General features: G+C 34.2%; 16 protein-coding genes. 9 read left to right on the top strand and 7 right to left on the bottom strand.

What is annotated here, in order from left to right:
* Positions 1–90 precede the first annotated feature (90 nt).
* Together recD and A6A10_RS04700 are read left to right on the top strand one after the other, a co-directional pair.
* Positions 91–2,052: an exodeoxyribonuclease V subunit alpha gene (gene recD / locus A6A10_RS04705; RefSeq protein WP_121121469.1), complete on the top strand. Its 1,962-nt coding sequence runs from the start codon at positions 91–93 to the stop codon at positions 2,050–2,052.
* A 73-nt stretch (positions 2,053–2,125) separates the two neighbouring features.
* A complete protein-coding gene (locus A6A10_RS04700) occupies positions 2,126–3,682 on the top strand; it encodes a SulP family inorganic anion transporter (RefSeq protein WP_121121471.1) in 1,557 nt (518 codons plus the stop codon).
* A gap of 65 nt (positions 3,683–3,747) precedes the next feature.
* Here A6A10_RS04700 and A6A10_RS04695 read toward each other — a convergent pair whose 3' ends face one another.
* The 4 genes from A6A10_RS04695 to A6A10_RS04680 form a co-directional block, all read right to left on the bottom strand.
* Positions 3,748–4,389 (bottom strand): hypothetical protein, encoded by a 642-nt coding sequence (locus A6A10_RS04695; RefSeq protein ID WP_121121473.1) that lies wholly within the window; start codon positions 4,387–4,389, stop codon positions 3,748–3,750.
* The gene (gene cysB, locus A6A10_RS04690) at positions 4,389–5,363 is read right to left on the bottom strand and encodes an HTH-type transcriptional regulator CysB (RefSeq protein ID WP_121121475.1); all 975 of its coding nucleotides are present in this window, start codon (positions 5,361–5,363) and stop codon (positions 4,389–4,391) included. Before cysB ends, A6A10_RS04695 begins: the two co-directional genes overlap by 1 nt.
* A gap of 32 nt (positions 5,364–5,395) precedes the next feature.
* Positions 5,396–6,070: a pyrimidine 5'-nucleotidase gene (gene yjjG / locus A6A10_RS04685; RefSeq protein ID WP_121121477.1), complete on the bottom strand. Its 675-nt coding sequence runs from the start codon at positions 6,068–6,070 to the stop codon at positions 5,396–5,398.
* Between the two features lie 84 nt (positions 6,071–6,154).
* Positions 6,155–7,267: a porin gene (locus tag A6A10_RS04680; protein WP_121121479.1), complete on the bottom strand. Its 1,113-nt coding sequence runs from the start codon at positions 7,265–7,267 to the stop codon at positions 6,155–6,157.
* 448 nt (positions 7,268–7,715) lie between these two features.
* Here A6A10_RS04680 and priC point away from each other — a divergent pair, with 448 nt between their 5' ends.
* On the top strand, positions 7,716–8,216 hold the full coding sequence (gene priC, locus A6A10_RS04675) for a primosomal replication protein PriC (protein WP_121121480.1): 501 nt from the start codon (positions 7,716–7,718) through the stop codon (positions 8,214–8,216).
* A 42-nt stretch (positions 8,217–8,258) separates the two neighbouring features.
* Here the strand turns inward: priC and pmbA are convergent, their stop codons facing one another.
* Entirely contained in the window at positions 8,259–9,608 is a 1,350-nt protein-coding gene (gene pmbA, locus A6A10_RS04670; RefSeq protein WP_121121482.1) for a metalloprotease PmbA, read from the bottom strand.
* Between the two features lie 158 nt (positions 9,609–9,766).
* Here pmbA and yjgA point away from each other — a divergent pair, with 158 nt between their 5' ends.
* Positions 9,767–10,297: a ribosome biogenesis factor YjgA gene (gene yjgA, locus A6A10_RS04665; RefSeq protein ID WP_121121484.1), complete on the top strand. Its 531-nt coding sequence runs from the start codon at positions 9,767–9,769 to the stop codon at positions 10,295–10,297.
* Positions 10,298–10,306: 9 nt separating this feature from the next.
* Positions 10,307–10,651, top strand: a complete 345-nt coding sequence (locus A6A10_RS04660) for a SirB2 family protein (protein ID WP_121121487.1) — start codon at positions 10,307–10,309, stop codon at positions 10,649–10,651.
* A 57-nt stretch (positions 10,652–10,708) separates the two neighbouring features.
* On the opposite strand, the gene rplY is transcribed toward A6A10_RS04660, so the two are convergent.
* Positions 10,709–10,996, bottom strand: coding sequence for a 50S ribosomal protein L25 (rplY, locus tag A6A10_RS04655; protein ID WP_121121489.1), 288 nt, complete (start codon positions 10,994–10,996; stop codon positions 10,709–10,711).
* 265 nt (positions 10,997–11,261) lie between these two features.
* On the opposite strand from rplY, the gene A6A10_RS04650 reads away from it, so the two are divergent.
* Entirely contained in the window at positions 11,262–13,775 is a 2,514-nt protein-coding gene (locus A6A10_RS04650; RefSeq protein ID WP_121121491.1) for a glycogen/starch/alpha-glucan phosphorylase, read from the top strand.
* A gap of 87 nt (positions 13,776–13,862) precedes the next feature.
* On the opposite strand, the gene sstT is transcribed toward A6A10_RS04650, so the two are convergent.
* Positions 13,863–15,071: a serine/threonine transporter SstT gene (gene sstT / locus A6A10_RS04645; protein WP_121121493.1), complete on the bottom strand. Its 1,209-nt coding sequence runs from the start codon at positions 15,069–15,071 to the stop codon at positions 13,863–13,865.
* A gap of 273 nt (positions 15,072–15,344) precedes the next feature.
* Here sstT and A6A10_RS04640 point away from each other — a divergent pair, with 273 nt between their 5' ends.
* Genes A6A10_RS04640 through lolB form a run of 3 tightly spaced genes read left to right on the top strand, consistent with a single transcriptional unit; the run spans position 15,345 to position 18,945 of the window.
* Positions 15,345–15,707: a diacylglycerol kinase gene (locus tag A6A10_RS04640; protein WP_121121495.1), complete on the top strand. Its 363-nt coding sequence runs from the start codon at positions 15,345–15,347 to the stop codon at positions 15,705–15,707.
* Between the two features lie 21 nt (positions 15,708–15,728).
* On the top strand, positions 15,729–18,293 hold the full coding sequence (gene glnD, locus A6A10_RS04635) for a bifunctional uridylyltransferase/uridylyl-removing protein GlnD (protein ID WP_121121496.1): 2,565 nt from the start codon (positions 15,729–15,731) through the stop codon (positions 18,291–18,293).
* A gap of 19 nt (positions 18,294–18,312) precedes the next feature.
* Positions 18,313–18,945: a lipoprotein insertase outer membrane protein LolB gene (gene lolB, locus A6A10_RS04630; protein WP_121121498.1), complete on the top strand. Its 633-nt coding sequence runs from the start codon at positions 18,313–18,315 to the stop codon at positions 18,943–18,945.
* Position 18,946: the final 1 nt, after the last annotated feature.

Below are 18,946 nucleotides of genomic sequence, written 5' to 3'. Positions count from 1 at the left end.
TAATAAACGAAATCCATACTTGATTGTATAAGAGTACAAAAAGTATGGATTTTTTTATATACTCATACTTATTTTTCTATCTTATCCATTATGCTAACTATACTTTCTAATCTCAAAACAGAAGGATTCATTTCTGAGCTAAATTATCAATTTGCTAAAATGATTGATACCAAGCAAAAACAGTATAATTATTCTATTCAGCAACAAGATCTAGCGATTTTCTTAAGTGCATTGGTTTCATTCAATGTCATGCAAGGGCATAGCTGTATTGATTTAAGCTCATCTCTTACATCAAATCCTTTTGAATTATTATTTAATGCTAATGGGAGAAAATATTATGAAGAAATTTTACAAAAAATTGAATTAATCTCACCGCTTGAATGGCAAGTTTTATTAAAAGATCATATTGCCTTTAGTCATACTCCATCACATATTGCACCATTAATATTTCAAAATAATAAACTCTATTTCTACCGCTATTGGCAAGCCGAATATCGTATTGCAAATTATTTGAAACAAAAAATATCATTTATCACTCACAGTCATGATACTGAATTGGATAAACAAATTCTTTCGACCTTATTTGACGATAATGAAAAGACAAAATGGCAAAAAATTGCAGTAGCAACAGCACTAAATCAAACGTTCAGTTTAATTTCTGGTGGTCCAGGAACAGGAAAAACTCGGACAGTTGCTTCTTTACTTGCGGCATTACAGATCAAACAACTCAAGCAAAATCTGCCATTACTCAAAATAGCACTCGTTGCTCCGACAGGAAAAGCCGCGGCTAGACTAAAAGAGTCCATTACAGCAAATTTATCTGAAATTTCTATACCAGAATCTATAAAATCAGCCGTACCAATTCAAGCATCAACAATTCATCGACTTATTGGTATTAATCCTAACAGTGATAAACCTTTTCATAATGAAGAAAATCCACTCCATATTGATTTAATCGTCATTGATGAAGCATCGATGATTGATCTTTTTATTATGGAAAAACTACTCTATTCATTAAAATCTTCTACTCGTATTGTTATGTTGGGTGATAAAGACCAACTTGCCTCCGTTGAGGTCGGAAATATAATGGGAGAATTAGGACAATTTATTGATTGGGGATATAGTCAAACTCACTGTAATTACTTAGAAAAAACAACAGGATATAGAATTAAACAACAAAGAGAAAATGTGCTTCCAATTTGTGATTCACTTTGTCATTTAAAGTATAGTTTTCGTTTTTCTGATAGTTCAGGTATAGGGCAATTAGCTGCACAAATTAATGCTCAACAAGCGGTCAGTTCTTGGCAAATAATTGCAAATAAAACCTATTCAGACTTAAATTTAGTGAACTACCCTGAAAGTGATACAACTCAAGATAAAATCGATTGGATCAGCAAATCGATAAATCTTGTTGTTTCATCAGCTATATCACATTATAAAACCTATTTATCTCTTGTCACAAAAAGAGAAAACAAACCTACTACTGTTTCAGTAGAATCAATTTTTACTGCATTTCAAGCTGTTCGATTTCTTTCAGCCCTGCGAATTAGTGAATTAGGATCAGAAAAATTAAATCAATCTATCGCAAATGGCTTACTTCACGCTAAACTCGTGGATTTTAGGAATCATAATGCACATTATACAGGTAAGCCTATTTTAATTACCCAAAATTCGCCACAACAGCACCTTTATAGTGGTGATATTGGTATCATTCTCCCTAATGAAAATGGAGAATTGCGTGTCTATTTTGAAACAAAAATAAATGAAGAGTATTTAAATATCTCACCTAGTCGATTACCTAGTCATGAGCCAGCTTATGTTATGACTGTTCATAAATCACAAGGATCTGAATTTAAGCATACATTCCTAATTATGCCATTATCTTATTCTCCAGTAATCAGTAAAGAGTTACTCTACACCGCTGTTACTCGAGCTAAAGAAAACTTCACCTTATTTAGTCATCAAAAGACTTGGGAGCAAGGTGTAAAAACAAAAACACAACACCAAAGCGGATTAATGGAACAATTATTACAACTTTATCAGTATTTTTGATCTTTATGTAATAAACCTAAATTCTTGCGACAAAAAAGAGTAGAATGCTACTTTATTCCTTTATTATTAAGCTATGAACCCACTACAAAACAAAAAACAATTACTGAAACAAAACTTTTCATCGGGATTAGTCGTATTCCTGATTGCATTACCACTTTGCTTAGGCATTGCCGTTGCATCTGGCGCACCTCCTCTCTCTGGTATATTATCAGGCATCCTTGGTGGCATACTTATCGGTGTATTAAGCTCTTCTCATATTAGCGTTTCTGGACCTGCGGCTGGATTAGCCGCTATTGTACTTAATGCTATTACTGAATTAGGTTCTTTTGAACTCTTTTTATGTGCGGGGATCGTCGCAGGTGTGGCACAATTATTATTAGGCATCATCAAAGCAGGGAGTTTAACTAACTATATTCCGATTGCGGTTATAGAAGGTATGCTTGCGGGGATTGGGATTATGATTATTCTTAAACAAATCCCTTATGCTTTTGGGAATGAAAGTTTTCCTGATTTTATGAATATTTCAACAATGGAAATTCATTTTGGTGCGTTTATCATTGCTATTCTCTCACTGGCTGTCATGATCGGTTGGGATGCTATTCCTAAACTGCGCAATATTAAATTACTTCCCTCAGCATTAATTGCTGTGATTATTAGTGTCATCGTCAATGATATTTTTGTCTATTTTGATAGTCCACTCGCTGTTCCAGCAGTGCATCTAGTACAAATTCCAATTCCTCATACGCTTCTTGAAGCAGAAAATTTAATTCGCTTTCCTGATTTTTCAGGCTTTCTAAATAGCATTGTATGGGTAACAGGGATCACTATTGCGATTGTGGCATCAGTTGAAACTCTGCTTTCTATCGAGGCATCCGATAGATTAGATAAGCACCGTCGAATTACTGACACAAATAAAGAATTAAGAGTGCAAGGTTTTGGTAATATTATCGCTGCACTAGTAGGTGCATTACCTTTAACTGCCGTTATCATTCGCTCATCAGCTAATGCAAACGCAGGTGCGACACATAAACTCTCAGCAATAGTTCATGGTATCTTATTTCTTGTTTGTGCATTAACGATTCCATCGTTACTCAACCAGATTCCTCTCGCAAGCTTAGCTGCAATCTTACTTATCATTGGATATAAATTAACTCGCTTAAGTACCTACGCTCGTTATTGGAAAAAAGGAATCTACCAATTTATTCCTTTCGTTGCCACCGTACTTGCCGTTGTCTTTTTTGATTTACTCAAGGGCGTTGGATTAGGTCTAGTGATCAGCTTAATCTTTATATTGCATGGCAATATGAAACGCTCCTACTATCTAAGTAGAGAAGAACTTGCAGATGCAGATGAAATTATTTTAGAGCTTGGGGAAGAAGTTTCTTTTCTAAATAAAGCGGCATTGAAGAAAACGTTGAAAAATATTCAACCTAATTCAAAAATTACTATCAATGCAGAAAGAGCAATCTATATTGCTAGCGATATTTTAGAATTACTTGAAGATTTCACTAATGTTTATGCTCAAGAAAACAATATTCAGGTGAAACTAAGGGGCTTTAAATATGACTACGAGAACCAAGAAGGCATTGCTCATACAAATGTTAGAGTAGAACACCGAAGTAGAATATAATTAATAAAAATAAAAGGTCACATCCAAAAATGTGACCTTTTTTATAAATTGAATCTCTTTTTATATTATTGAACAAATCCATCAAAGGTTAGTTCATACTTATCATCGTCTCTAGTGTATAAAACATAACGAGGGAATTTTTCACCTACTAATTTTTTTATTGTAAAAAACTTATCATCAGCTCTAAATTTATAGGTGATTTGATCAACATCTTTTCCGTTCAACTTTACTTTTGCCTGAGACTTATCAAGATTCACATTTTCAGAAGGATATAATTTTTTCCCATTTGTTGTCTGAAAACTACTTGGTAGCTTATCATAATAACTCAATTGAAAAACTAAACTAAACAAATCAAAAGTAGGTAAAGATAAACTCTCTTTTTTTAACGGTTCTTTTACCTTTCCGTACTGAATACTATTACTACCTAATTCCACTATGGCATAATTTTTACCATTACGTACATCCTTATAACTATCTAAACTCAGGCGACTATTATTATCACGCCCTTGAGCAATAAACTGTATTTTATATAGTGGAATGTTAATTCTTGATTCAATTTTATACTTACCCGCATTATTGTTAAAATGAACATAGGCAGGCATTAAATAATTTGTACTGTATTTTAAATTTAGGTCATCTGCTACCGCATTTACAATATATCCCACAGAACTAACCGCTAGCAATGCTAGCCTATAAAATAATTTCATTATTTCTCCTCTAAGGTGATTTTTTCAAATAGACGCAATATTGCACTATTATCTCTTAATTGCTCTGCTTCCTCCACCCTCATTTTTGTTAAATGTGGTGAAAAATAGTTAATAAAATCATACATATAATTTCTTAAAAACATTCCTCTACGAAATGCAATTTGTGTCATGCTTGATTGAAACAAATGACTTGCATCAATAGCAACTAGATCTACGTCATCTTTGGTATATGCCATTGAGGCCATAATACCTACGCCTAGCCCCAACCGCACATAGGTTTTAATGACATCCGCATCTGTTGCTGTAAACACAATATTGGGTAATATTCCTACTTTATTGAATGCATGATCGAGATCAGAACGTCCTGTAAATCCAAATGTGTAAGTAATAAGATTATATTTACCCAACTCTTCGACCGTTAATTTTTGATTTTGTTTCGCTAATGGATGATCGGGCTTTACAATAACCGAACGATTCCATAAATAACAAGGTAATAACACTGCACTTTCAAATAAGTACTGGGCCTCAGTAGTAATGGCTATATCCACTTCACCTAACATCAGTGCATCATAAATCTGATTAGGAGATCCCTGATGCAAGTGCAAATTCACTTCTGGATATTGAGCCTTAAATTTTTCAATAATACTAGGTAGAACATATCTAGCTTGGGTATTGGTTGTAGCAATTCTGAGTGATCCTTTATTTGGATGCGTTTCTTCTTCCGCTACAGCTCTTATACCTTGAGTTTTCAATAATAATTCTCTTGCAATAGAAATAATTTGCGCACCCGTTGGAGTTAAACCTTTAATATGCTTACCATTTCTTTCAAAGATATTAATTCCAAGTTCACTTTCTAATAATCTAACTTGTTTACTCACTCCAGGTTGAGAAGTATAAAGAACCTCTGCCGCCTCTGTAATATTAAAATTCTGGTTTACAATTTCAACAATATAACGTAGTTGTTGTAGTTTCATCTGTATGCTCTTTTTGCTAATTATGGTTATATCTAACCGCTTATAATCTTTATTAAATCGGAGAATAATTTAATTTCATGGGTTGGGATAATCGCTGTATTATTATTTTCTTCTGCATGATTGAACCAACAAGTATCAATTCCTACATTTATTCCTCCCTGAACATCAGAAGCTAACGTATCTCCGACCATTAAAACTCTTTCTTTTTCAACATCACCCATCTGTGAAAAGGCAAACTCAAAAATTTTTGGTGAGGGCTTTGCCTCACCCACCATTTCAGAAACAACAACAAGATCAAAATATTTATCCATTTTGGTATTCATTAATCTTTTTTGCTGAAGAGCATTAAATCCATTAGTAATAATCCCCATTTTAACGCGACCATATAGCTTATCTAATGTACTTTTAACACCGTCAAGTGGATGACTAAGTAGTGCCATTTCTTCCATTAGTTGACTATTCAGTATTAATGGTTCTATTCCTGTCTGTTTTGACAATTTTTCAAAACGAATTCGTTGAATATCCTTAGCTTCAATTTCATTATTTTGATATGCAACCCATAAAGGCTTATTGATAGCTTGAAACTCAGCATAATCCTCAGGCGTAAAATCAATATTATATTTCAATAACATTGATTTTAATCCTAAAAATGAATTAAACGAAAACAACGTTTCATCCGCATCAAATAAAATCCATTGATATTTCATCTATTATCCTTCTATCTTCTAAAAAATAAAAAGCGAGTAATATTCATTACTCGCTTTAAAGAACTACAAATTTCTAGCTACAAATTACCAGAAAACACGTAACCCTATACCAAAGTTAGTTTCACGAGGTTTCTCCTCAACTTGACCTTTTGTTATTTTAGCAGTTGAATACCCAGCTTCTACATAAGTCATAATTTGTTTATGAGGTTTATAAGATGTACCTAACATGAATCTATGTCTTTGAGATCTTTCTTTTACTGAATCACCTGAATCTTTAACTTCGTTGTATAATAATCCATAGTTACCATATACTGCAACATTAGGAAGGACATTGTAAAGACCACCGACACGGAAACCATTTACAACATTCTTTTCAGAACCTTTTTTACCAAATTGGCCGGTATAATCTAAAGCGAATTCGAAATCATTGATTTCATACTTAGCACTTGCACCCCATGCATCACGAGTATGTTTTTTATAAGCATAAGGACCCACAACATCTGATTTATAGTTATCACGCGTATAACCGGCAGCAAGTGTTGCTGCTTGACCATCAGCAACATCAAATGAGTAAATAATACCAGCACCATAACCTGATTTTAACACATACTCTTTATCTGCTGTAGGATCTACAACTTCACCATCTTTACCACGTTCTTCAGCAAAACGATAATCGAAGCCAACTTGTAAACCTTCAATTCCTTTGTAATCGTAACGAATAACAGATCTACCTGAATCAGTTAACGCTGTATCAAATACACCGTATGCATTATCATAACCAGCTTGGTGGATATCATCTCCAATAGTAACTTGACGACCGAAAGTTACTTCACCATATGTTTTACTACCTAACCCAACATAAGCACGGTTAGTATATAAATCACCAAATTGGTCAGTACCTGATGCTCTATTGCCACCATTAAAGCGGAACTCTAAACGTCCGAATCCATAAAAATCATCATTGATGTCATGACGCATTTTCAATTCAAAACGAGAACCATCATTATGTAAATTAGTATGAGCTCTCTTTTCATCTTGTTTAACACCGCCAACTTTTGTATATTCACGATGATTATCTAAACGCATACGAATAGAACCACCAAAATCTACTTTTGTACCATCTGCTTCATAAATAGTTAAAGCTGAAGCTGAAGTTGCAAATGCGGTTACTGCTAACGCTACTAGTGTTTTTTTCATAGTGTTCACCTTAAAAAATTATTTTAGTTTCGCTAGATTATCCTAGTTAAGGTCATTTGGATAATCACCAAATCCATCATCCACCCCTTATGCAAACTTTGAGCGAAATCTGATTTCTTGCGTATAGTGTCAGAATAAGTATAAAGTGTCAATATATTACACCACATTCAACACCCGAAAAATATAATTTAAAAACAATCAGTTACACTCAACTCACTCAAAAGCGAGTAAATTTCCCATATTTACCGAGTATTACTCCAATCAAGAAATACATATAACTCATTGATTTTAAATTAATTTTAATAAAATAAAAAAGTTCATTAGAAATGTGACATATCTCACATTTTTACAAATTAATTCCATATTTGATGAAATAAACAACAAAAAATCATTATTGAAAGTTACTTAAAGTTACATATAATGTACAAATTTCAAATCATTAGCCGTTATGAATAAATTTGTAAAATCTATTGAAGATAAATGTTCTATTTTCGAAGCATTCCATTCATATGAAATTGTCATTTCATCTATGTATTTTTCAAAGAGTAAAGGTAATGTGATAAGTTTTGTGAATGAAATAAAACTCACGGCTAAACTTGCTACACAACAAAATAGTTTAGAATATGCAGAATATTATGCACAAAAGCTGATATCTCAATTTGTTGAATTAAAAACAGCTACGGACAAACTCTTACCTCAACAAAATATCTCATATCCTAAATTTATCTCTCATTATCGCGTTAATAAAAAACTTACTAATTTATCTTCTGACGAAAAATTACAAGAATATCAAAAGGCTCTAAGAGCACTTAATGAAAAATTAAGCTGGCTCATTGAACAAAACTATTTATGTACAGATAATAAGCAAAGACAAATTTATCAAGAGAAAATTTATGAAACAGAATATAGAAAACAAAAATGTATGGATGCAATTAATACATTAAGATAAGTGAAAGTAGGTTTTAGAATACCTACTTTTCTAATTTTACGATTATTGTCCAGAGATTTTCATACTTTCAAGTAAAATTGAACCTGTCTGAATATTTGAACGTTCTTCAATATCATTACTCACTGCAATAATATTTTTATACATATCTTGTAATTGGCCTGCAATAGTAATTTCAGCAACTGGATAACAAATTTTCCCATTTTCTACCCAAAATCCAGCAGCACCTCGAGAATATTCACCTGTCACGCCATTAATTGCACTACCTAACATTTCAGTGACCAATAAACCTGTATTCATTTCTCTTAGCAAAGTTTCCACTCCACCAAGACGATTTGATTTGACTTGCCAGTTATGGATACCTCCTGCATGCCCTGTCGTTTGCATGCCTAATTTTCTTGCGCTATAACTGGTCAGTAAATAGGTTTGTAAAATTCCATTCTCAATAATACGTCTATCTTGTGTTTTGACACCCTCACTATCAAATGGTGATGAAGCAAGTTGTTTTAATAAGTGAGGATGTTCACTGATTTCAAACCATTCAGGTAAGATTTTTTCACCTAACTTATCAACTAAAAAGCTAGACTTGCGATATAACGCCCCTCCACTGATCGCGCCTGCCAAATGTCCAATCAGCCCCGTAGCAACATCATTATAGAAAATAACAGGCACTTCACGCGTCGATAATTTTTGTGGGTTTAATCGTTTTACTGTCTTTTGTGCCGATTTTTCTCCAACCCATTGAGCTGAATCTAAACGATCAAATTCTCTAGAAATCGTATACTCGTAATCTCGCTCTAGATGTTCCCCATGTGCTGCAATAACACTGCAAGATAAAGAATATCGACTGGATAAATAACTTTGTAACATACCATGTGTGTTCCCATAAACACGAATGCCACTGTGTGAATTGAATGTTGCCCCTTCACTATTTACAATTCGCTGATCATAATTTAAGGCATAATGCTCTGCTTCTATGGCTAATTGTACCGCCTGATCAACATCGATCTCTGCTTGATGATACAAATCTAAATCGGGTACATCAAATGCCATTAATTCTTTATCTGCTAGGCCACTACATTCATCTTCTGACGTATATTTTGCAATTGCTAATGCAGATTCGACCGCTTGTTGAATTGATTTTACTTGTAAATCGGATGTTGATGCATTGCCCTTTTTCTTACCTAAGTAAACAGAAATACCTAAGGAGCCATCATTATTAAATTCAATATTTTCTGTTTGCTCTAATCGGGTAGAAACGGATAATCCCGCAACCTTTGTTACCCCGACTTCTGCTGTTGCCCCAGCTTTTTCTGAAAGGGATAATGCCAATTTAACAGCCTCTTTTAATTGTTGCTCTTGTTGTTGTAATTCTTCTTTTGTAATTAAGCTCATAAATAATTCCTGAATACCAGTAAAATCAATATATTATGTCAAACATTTGACCTAATTCACATTTAATAATAGAATGCAAAGATGAAAAATCATAGCAGAAAAGCCTATCCTTTGCGATAGGCTTTTTAACTCAGTAATCTCAGGAAATTAATATCAATATGGCTAAAAAAAAGCGGCATGAAGAAATAGATTGGACAGATGAAGACGAAGAAATCATCTGGGTCAGTAAAAGTGAAATAAAACGTGATGCAGAGCAACTAAAAAAACTAGGTGATAGTTTAGTCAATCTCACGTCAGCTAACCTTGCTAAAATTCCACTTGATGATAATTTGAAAGAAGCTATTGAACTGGCTCAACGCTTACGTTTAGAAGCCCGTCGTCGCCAAATTCAATATATTGGTAAATTATTAAGAAATATTGATCCTGAACCAATTCAAGAAGCTTTAGATAAGGTAGAAAATCGTCATCAACAACAATTAGCTCTATTGCAAAAATTAGAAGTAACTCGAGATCAACTGATTGAGCAAGGTGATTCTGCCTTAAATACATTGTTGGAAGAATACCCAACTCTTGATCGCCAACATTTAAGAAATTTAATTCGTGGAGCCAATAAAGAAAAAGAATTAAATAAGCCACCTAAAAATTATCGTGAAATTTTTCAATACTTAAAATCTACTATTTTGGAATAGAGAAATACAATGAAAAGTTTATTTTTTGCCCATATTGCTTCTGCCTATTTAAGTTTAATTTTATTACTTATTCGTGGCTTACTGTCAGTGAAAGAAATCAATTGGAGACGGTATAAATTATTACGAATAGCCCCTCATATTATCGATACTTTATTACTTATCAGTGGTATTGGTATTTTTCTCGTATTTGGATTCTCAATTTTACAAGTATGGATTTGGTTAAAATTAGTATTTATATTGCTTTACATAACTTTTTCTATACTGGCCCTCAAACAAGCAAATTTTTCCATCACATACTTCATTCTTGCTATTACTAGCTTTTTATTAGTAGTAGTTACAACATTATTTAAATGAACGTTATAAAAAAAGCCCTTATTTAAATAAGGGCTTTTTTACTCAATTTAAATTTCTTTATACACGTTTAAAATCTAAATGTAAGAGTTTAGGTTTAGTCGGATGACGTTGTATTGCCTGAACCTTAACCTTTTCTTCTTTTTCAGAAAGAACTATTGTTAAAACTTCACTATAAAACTCATCGTTGATTTGTGCATTATTCACCTTATCGTGATCTAAAATGATTGATACAGGCTCAGCATTACCACCATAAATAATTGCTGGTACCTGACCATTGTGGCGCAGGCGGCGGCTCGCACCCTTACCTTGCGCTAAACGAGCTTCAGCTTCAAACTTGAATGACATTATTAAATTCTCATATAAAAATTGGAACAATTTAGTTCCGTTAATATAAAAATAGCAGGCGACCCAGCTATTCCCTAAAATTTTACGGCAAAAAGCCGAGCGGTAATTCTAATATTAAAGTAGAAAAAATCCAACTACTTTTCAATATATTTTTGACTATTTTGTCATCACGAGCATATTGATGAAATTATTTGCCAATATCGTACGAAGTTATTGTAGAATGTGACACATTTTTACACATTTACTAAATTAGGAGTAGTTAATAATGGGCAATTATTTATCAGAGTCATATTTGAGTCCAGAAAATATACAAAATGTAAAAAATGCCATTTTATATAAATTAGTTTTTGCACTCGGTGTTGAGCCTAGAGAAGCGAGTAATCGAAACTGGTTAAATGCGGCACTTCGTGTTGTTAGAGACCTTTCTACAGAATCATGGTTACAAAGTCGTCGTGGGCAAGCAGCGAATATGAGTCGCCGAGTCTATTATTTATCAATGGAATTTTTGATGGGTAGAACCTTTAGTAATGCCATGATCTCTGAGGGTGTTTATGAGGTTATTCGTGCGGCATTAGATGAATTAGGTCACAAACTAGAAGATATTATTGATGAAGAAGGTGATCCAGGATTAGGAAATGGTGGTTTAGGTCGTTTAGCTGCTTGCTATCTAGATAGCTTGGCTACCATGAAAATACCTGCTATTGGATATGGTATCCAATATGAATATGGTATGTTCCGCCAAGAAATAAGAAATGGGGAACAAGTTGAATATCCAGACTATTGGATGGATAAAGAGTTTGCTTGGCCCTATATTCGTTCTAGTAAACGTTTTCCAATTCGCTTTGGAGGAAGAACATGGCAAGAAGGGAAAAAAACACATTGGCAAGCTGAAGAAGAAATTATTGCACAAGCCCACGATCAACTTATCCCTGGATTTGGTACATCATCCACTAATAGCTTAAGACTCTGGTCTGCACATGCAGGAGATAAAGTTTTTGGATTAGCTGATTTTAATCGTGGTGATTATTTCTCTGCAATGGTTCAACAAAACAGTTCTGAGAATGTCTCAAGAGTGCTTTATCCCGATGATTCTACTTACAATGGTAGAGAACTTCGTTTACGTCAAGAATATTTCCTTTGTTCTGCATCAGTACAAGATATTATTCGTCGCCATGAACTTGAATCAGGTTCATGCTTAAATCTAGCAGAAAAAGTAGCGATTCACTTAAATGATACCCATCCGACCCTAGCTATTCCTGAATTAATGCGCATATTAATTGATGAAAAAGGATATAGCTGGGAACAATCTTGGAATATCACACGTAAAACTTTCTTCTATACAAACCATACATTAATGGCTGAAGCATTAGAAACATGGCCTGTCGAAATGGTGGCAAGAATTTTACCTCGTCATTTACAAATTATTTTTGAAATAAATGAATGGTTTCTCAAAAAAGTCAGTGAAAAATTCCCAGAGGATAATGATCTGATTCGTCGAGTATCTATTATTGATGAAAACGGCGATCGCAGAATTCGTATGGCATGGTTAGCCGTTATTGCCTCAGGAAAAGTCAATGGTGTTGCAAAAATCCATTCAGATTTAATGGTAGAGTCTATTTTTGCTGACTTTGCTAAAATTTTCCCAGATCGTTTTACCAACGTGACAAATGGTGTAACACCTCGTCGTTGGATTCAAATAGCTAACCCAGGTCTTGCTTCTATCTTAGATAAATATGTTGGTAAAGATTGGAGAACAGATTTAAGCCAATTAGATAAACTAAATCAGTTTGTAGATGATGAAGATTTGCAAGAGCAAATTTCAGCAGTCAAAATAGAAAACAAAAGAAAATTGGCTCGTTACATTGAAAGTACTCAAGGTATCAAATTAAATCCAGAGGCAATTTTTGATGTGCAAATTAAGCGTATTCACCAATACAAACGCCAACAATTAAATGTTCTCCATATTGTTGCCTTATATAACAGAATATTGAAGAACCCAAGTGCGAATTGGCAACCTCGAGTCTTTATTTTTGCTGGAAAAGCGGCTAGTGCATATTATGCAGCTAAAAAAGTTATTCGCTTAATCAACGATGTCGCTGCCGTTATCAATAATGATTCAAGAATTAACGATCTTATTAAAGTTGTTTTCATACCAAATTATAGCGTTACTCTTGCTCAAATGATTATTCCTGCTGCGGATATCTCAGAACAAATTTCTCTTGCTGGAACAGAAGCGTCTGGAACTTCAAACATGAAATTTGCACTCAATGGAGCTTTAACTATTGGTACCCTTGATGGTGCAAACGTAGAAATTTTAGATTGTGTAGGCCAAGAAAATATTTTCATCTTTGGTAATACAGTGGAACAAGTAGAAGAGTTACGAAAAAATGGATATTCTCCATATACGTTCTATGAAACAGATACAGAGCTGAATGAAGCTATTTTACAAATTCTAAATGGTAAATTTTCTCCTGAAGAACCGTATCGCTATCAAGACATTATCTTGGATTCAGGAGATTACTACCAAGCGTGTGCTGATTTCCGCAGTTATATTGACACTCAAGATAAAGTGGCACAATATTTTGGTGATAAAACAGCATGGACTCGTTCAGCTATTATTAATATTGCCAATATGGGATATTTTTCATCAGATCGTTCTGTTCTTGATTATGCTAAGAATATTTGGAATATTGAGCCAACAAGTGATAAACAACTTTCGGAACAACCAAAAATATTGGATATAATCAAAGACTCTAATAAAGTTATAAACCTGAAATAATAAAATAATAAAAAAGACTGAGATTTAAATCTCAGTCTTTTTTGCTAGTACATCAAATATAATACTGATTATTAAACTAATTAATCATTATTCTTCAGAAGATAAACTTACCGCTGCAGTAAATAATACGTCTGTTGAAGAGTTTAATGCAGTTTCAGCTGAATCCTGAATAACACCGATAATAAATCCAACACCAATAACCTGTGCTGCAATATCATTTGGAATACTGAATAAACTACATGCAAGTGGGATTAATAATAATGAACCACCCGCAACACCATATGCACCACAAGCACACACTGAAGCTACGATACTTAATAGTAATGCAGTCCAGAAATCAGGCACAATCCCTTGTGTATAAGCTGCTGCTAAAGTTAATACAGTGATTGTGATTGCAGCACCCGCCATATTGATCGTTGCACCAAGAGGAATAGAGACAGAGTAAATTTCCTCTTTTAAGCCTAAACGTTTTGCAAGGTTCATATTTACAGGAATATTTGCCGCAGAACTACGAGTAAAGAATGCTGTTACACCACTTTCACGTAAACAAGTTAATGTAAGTGGGTAAGGATTACGACGTAATTTCCAATATACAAGTAAAGGGTTTAATACGAATGCTACAATTAACATCGCTCCTAATAAAACAAATAATAGGCGAACATAACCAGCAAAGGCATCAATACCATTAGTTGCGATAGTTTCAGCAACTAAACCGAAAACCCCAATAGGTGCAAAAGCAATCACAACTCTAACCACAAAAGAAACAGCATCAGCCATATCGCTCAATAATACTTTAGTACTATCCGCACCGTGACGTAATGCGATTCCTAATCCAATTGACCATGCAAGAATACCAATAAAGTTACCATCAGTAATTGCACCTAGCGGATTATCCACTAAATTAAAAATTACTGCTTTTAATACTTGCCCAACACCTTCTGGTGGTGCTAATCCGCCTGGACTTGCAACAAGTTCTAATGTTGTTGGGAATGCATAACTTAAGACAACTGCGGTTAATGCAGCTAAGAATGTACCGATAAGGTAAAGAACAATGATTGGTTTTAATCGACCATTACTCCCCACTTGTTTATTTGCAATCGCTGACAATACAAGGGTAAATACTAAAATTGGTGCAATTGCTCTTAATGACTTAACAAAGAACTGACCTAGTACTCCAAAATTAGTTGCAAGATCAGGAGATACAAGCGCAATAATTACGCCAAGTACTAAACCAATGACAATCCGTAATACCAAATTGCCGCCAAGAATTTTAGAAGAGAGAGAAGAATTACTCATAAAGTTTCCTATAAAAATGAAAAGAATAAATAAATTTCATGTATTTTATTAAAATATGTATGGATAGTATCTAAAAACGAGCAAAATGTGAATAGTTGATGACAATTAGAATTAAAAAATTTACATTTCCACAAAAATTTTATAGCTATTGTTTTATTTAGATAAATTTATTGATTATTCATAGTCAAAAACTATAAAATGCGTTCATTATTTATGATGTTTTATCAAAATATTACAATTCATATTGTCTTGTCATAAATCTAAAAGGTACCTATGAAGCCCGCTAACAAAGCAAGTTTCCAACGAGTGATTAATGCAACCCAGTACTCATTAAAAGGACTTAAAAGTGCTTACATCAATGAAGCAGCATTTCGTCAAGAGATTTGGCTTTCTTGTATATTAATTCCTTTAGGCTTTTTTCTAGGTCAAACCCCTGTGGAAAAAATCTTACTGGTGGGTAGCATATTACTTATCCTTATTACTGAGTTGTTAAATAGTGCGATAGAATCTGTTGTTGATCGTATTGGATCTGAATTTCATGAACTATCAGGTCGAGCCAAAGATATCGCCTCAGCGGCTGTTTTTATGAGTATGATTTTGGCTGGGATGACGTGGTTCATGATTTATTTTTTTTAAACGCAATACAATAACTATCTAATGAATATATCAGACCTAAAAGAACAGCTCGATGCATTAAATACCGAACAAAAAACAGCATTTAACACCGTTGATGTGATGACACTACTCCACCAACGAAGTCATTTTTATGATCAGCTACTTCAAACGCTATGGAAACATTTTTCATTAGATAAACAGAGCGATCTTGCACTTATCGCGGTTGGAGGATATGGTCGCCAAGAAATGTTTCCTCTCTCCGATCTTGATATTCTCGTTATCAGTGAACGCCCTATTGATAAAACAACCCAAGATAAAATCACTCAATTATTTAATATTTTATGGGATTGCAATTTACAGTTAGGATCCGCAATTCGCTCCATCCAACAATGTATTGAGATTGGGCTTAATGAACTGTCCGTTGCAACCAATATGTTTGAAAGTCGATTCTTAGTGGGGAATAAATCGTTATGGGAACAATTAATTTCTCGCTTATATCAAGATGATTTCTGGGCGGTTCTCGCATTTTTCCAAGCAAAAATAGAAGAAAAACAAACTCGCTACGAGAGATATCACAATACCAGTTATAACCTTGAGCCTGATTTAAAACATAGCCCGGGGGGATTACGCGATCTGCATTTACTTTCTTGGATCATGCTTAGACAATATGGCGTGCAATCCCTAGATGCACTTTATTCAAAGGGTATTCTTTTTCAAAAGGAATATGAAGAATTAAAAGAGGCGCAGCAAATTCTTTTTCAGATGCGTTTCGGATTACACCTCCAACTTAAACGCTATGACAATCGTTTACGCTTTGATCGTCAGTTAGCATTGAGCGAACAATTAGGTTATCAAGGAGAAGGAAATCATCCCGTAGAAATGATGATGAAAGCCTATTTCCAAGCGACTCAATCTATCTCCCAACTGAGTCAGCTAATTCTTGATAATTTTAACCAAGACGTACTCAATCCTTTGCAAAATAAAGGGACAAAGTTACCGCTTGATGAATTATTCTTTTTACGAGATAACCAAATCAGTTGTTATAGCCCAAGGAATTTATCGCAAGCACCTGAAAAAATTTTAGATCTTTTCTATTATTTAACCAAATACCCTGAAGCCTCTGTTGCCATAACAACCTTACGCCATTTACGTCTTACAATAAAAAATATTGAAACACCATTATGTGAAAATCCAAAAGCAAGACACCGCTTTATTCAGATCTTTACACAACCTCACTGTATTCAACGGGCAATTCTGCCTATGCACCGTTTTGGCGTACTTTCGATATACCTTCCACAGTGGAAAAATATCCGTGGATTGATGCAATTTGATATGTTTCATCTTTATACCGTTGATGAACATATCGTTCGTGTTATGCAAAAATTAGAGAGTTTTCTCGATCAAACTAACAGCGAAAAGCATCCGTTATGTTGTGAAATCTTTCCAATACTCGAAAAACGTCCGCTACTCTATCTCGCGGCTTTATTCCACGATATTGCGAAAGGTCGCAATGGTGATCATTCTAAACTCGGTGCGGAAGATATACTTCAATTTGCACACTTACATGAATTTAGTGAGGAAGATGGTCGTTATATGGCATGGTTAGTCGAGCAACATTTAGCAATGTCTATTACAGCTCAACGACGTGATATTCATGATCCTGTGGTAATCAAAAATTTTGCAAATCTTGTCAATAATCCGACCGCTTTATCTGCTCTAACTTGCTTAACTGTTGCGGATATTTGTGCAACAAATGAAACGCTATGGAATGATTGGAAACGATCATTAATTCGTAAGCTCTATCAATTTACCCTTGAGCAACTTAATTTAGGCAAAGAGGAATCCATCGACTATCATCAATTAGCTCTTGAGAATCGTAATCAAACCCTACAACAACTTAATTTTTCTGAAATTCAACAGCAAAAACTCAATGAATTTTGGGATAGCTGTCCTGAAAGTTATTTTGTTCGCCATAATCCAACGCAATTAATTTGGCACGCTACATCATTTATTCATAATGATACTCTGCCCTTGGTGTTAGTGAGTAATCAGTACGCACGGAGTGCAACGGAAATTTTTATTTATACACAAGAAAAACCGTATATCTTTGCTCGTGTTGCACAAATGATGAGTCAGAAAAAAGTGACTGTTCATGATGCTCAGATTTTAACGAGTGATAATGGATTTATCTTAGACAGCTTTATCATTTCCGAACAGAATGGTAAAGCACTCAGTAAGGATCGGCTTAAGCAAATTCAACTGGCTTTGAGCAAAACCTTACAACATACTGAATCTAAACCCATAAAAATTGTCAAAAAGCCAATAAAGCATCGTTCATTCAAACGTAAAACAATGATTCGCTTTTTAGATGAATTAAATCCATCTCAAACTGCGTTTGAATTATTTACACTGGATCGGGAAGGATTACTGGCTCAAATAGGATATATTTTCCAACAATTACAATTAAACCTAATTAATGCCAAAATTACGACGATTGGTGAGCGTGTTGAGGATTTTTTTGTTGTGACAACCTCACAAAATCACGCATTATCCGAAGAACAAAAACAGCAACTAAAACAAGCTATAATAGCTGAATTAACAAATTAACCATCTCAAAAGGATAATTATGAAAACGACTACCAAAATTTTATCATTGGCAGGATTACTTGTCTTAGCTGGCTGTAACTCTATTTACGATACCCCTTCAGAAGCAAGTAAACCTATGGTGACAATTCCCCATTCGGATCCCCAATGGCAACAGCACCTATCACAATTGCAAAAAATCAATGGTTATTCTACTAGCGGACAATTTGGCTATATCTCGCCAGAAGATCGTTTTTCATCACACTTTGATTGGCAATATCACTCGCCTTATCAGTTTAACTTAGTCATGTCTTCTAATCTTTCAAGTAAGTCACTGAAATTACAACGTACCCAACAAGGAATGACAGTTTCTGACAGCGAAGGCAATACACGCACTGAGTCGGATGTTGCGAAATTAATGGAAGAAATGATTGGCGTATCTTTTCCTATTGACCATTTTGCTTATTGGGTAAAAGGTCAACCCGAAGAAAATATGCCTTATGTGGTCAATGAAAAACGTCAGCTTGCTCAATTTACTTATCAAATTAATGGCGTAACGTGGAACGTGAATTTTGTGGAATATCATGAAGATCGTGTTCCAAACCTACCAAAACTTATTTCATTAGATAATGGAACACAAACCCTAAAAATTCGTATTGATGAATGGACATATTAAT

It is taken from the genome of Otariodibacter oris (genome assembly GCF_009684715.1).
Classification (GTDB): domain Bacteria; phylum Pseudomonadota; class Gammaproteobacteria; order Enterobacterales; family Pasteurellaceae; genus Otariodibacter; species Otariodibacter oris.
This window is presented reverse-complemented; position numbering and strand designations above follow the sequence as displayed.

Coding starts and splice junctions, on each gene's coding strand:
- lolB (WP_121121498.1), top strand. CDS start 18,313: ATGAAAACGACTACCAAAATTTTATCATTGGCAGGATTACTTGTCTTA.
- A6A10_RS04660 (WP_121121487.1), top strand. CDS start 10,307: ATGAAAAGTTTATTTTTTGCCCATATTGCTTCTGCCTATTTAAGTTTA.
- A6A10_RS04680 (WP_121121479.1), bottom strand. CDS start 7,267: ATGAAAAAAACACTAGTAGCGTTAGCAGTAACCGCATTTGCAACTTCA.
- A6A10_RS04700 (WP_121121471.1), top strand. CDS start 2,126: ATGAACCCACTACAAAACAAAAAACAATTACTGAAACAAAACTTTTCA.
- pmbA (WP_121121482.1), bottom strand. CDS start 9,608: ATGAGCTTAATTACAAAAGAAGAATTACAACAACAAGAGCAACAATTA.
- yjgA (WP_121121484.1), top strand. CDS start 9,767: ATGGCTAAAAAAAAGCGGCATGAAGAAATAGATTGGACAGATGAAGAC.
- A6A10_RS04640 (WP_121121495.1), top strand. CDS start 15,345: ATGAAGCCCGCTAACAAAGCAAGTTTCCAACGAGTGATTAATGCAACC.
- priC (WP_121121480.1), top strand. CDS start 7,716: ATGAATAAATTTGTAAAATCTATTGAAGATAAATGTTCTATTTTCGAA.
- A6A10_RS04695 (WP_121121473.1), bottom strand. CDS start 4,389: ATGAAATTATTTTATAGGCTAGCATTGCTAGCGGTTAGTTCTGTGGGA.
- yjjG (WP_121121477.1), bottom strand. CDS start 6,070: ATGAAATATCAATGGATTTTATTTGATGCGGATGAAACGTTGTTTTCG.
- recD (WP_121121469.1), top strand. CDS start 91: ATGCTAACTATACTTTCTAATCTCAAAACAGAAGGATTCATTTCTGAG.
- sstT (WP_121121493.1), bottom strand. CDS start 15,071: ATGAGTAATTCTTCTCTCTCTTCTAAAATTCTTGGCGGCAATTTGGTA.
- cysB (WP_121121475.1), bottom strand. CDS start 5,363: ATGAAACTACAACAACTACGTTATATTGTTGAAATTGTAAACCAGAAT.
- A6A10_RS04650 (WP_121121491.1), top strand. CDS start 11,262: ATGGGCAATTATTTATCAGAGTCATATTTGAGTCCAGAAAATATACAA.
- glnD (WP_121121496.1), top strand. CDS start 15,729: ATGAATATATCAGACCTAAAAGAACAGCTCGATGCATTAAATACCGAA.
- rplY (WP_121121489.1), bottom strand. CDS start 10,996: ATGTCATTCAAGTTTGAAGCTGAAGCTCGTTTAGCGCAAGGTAAGGGT.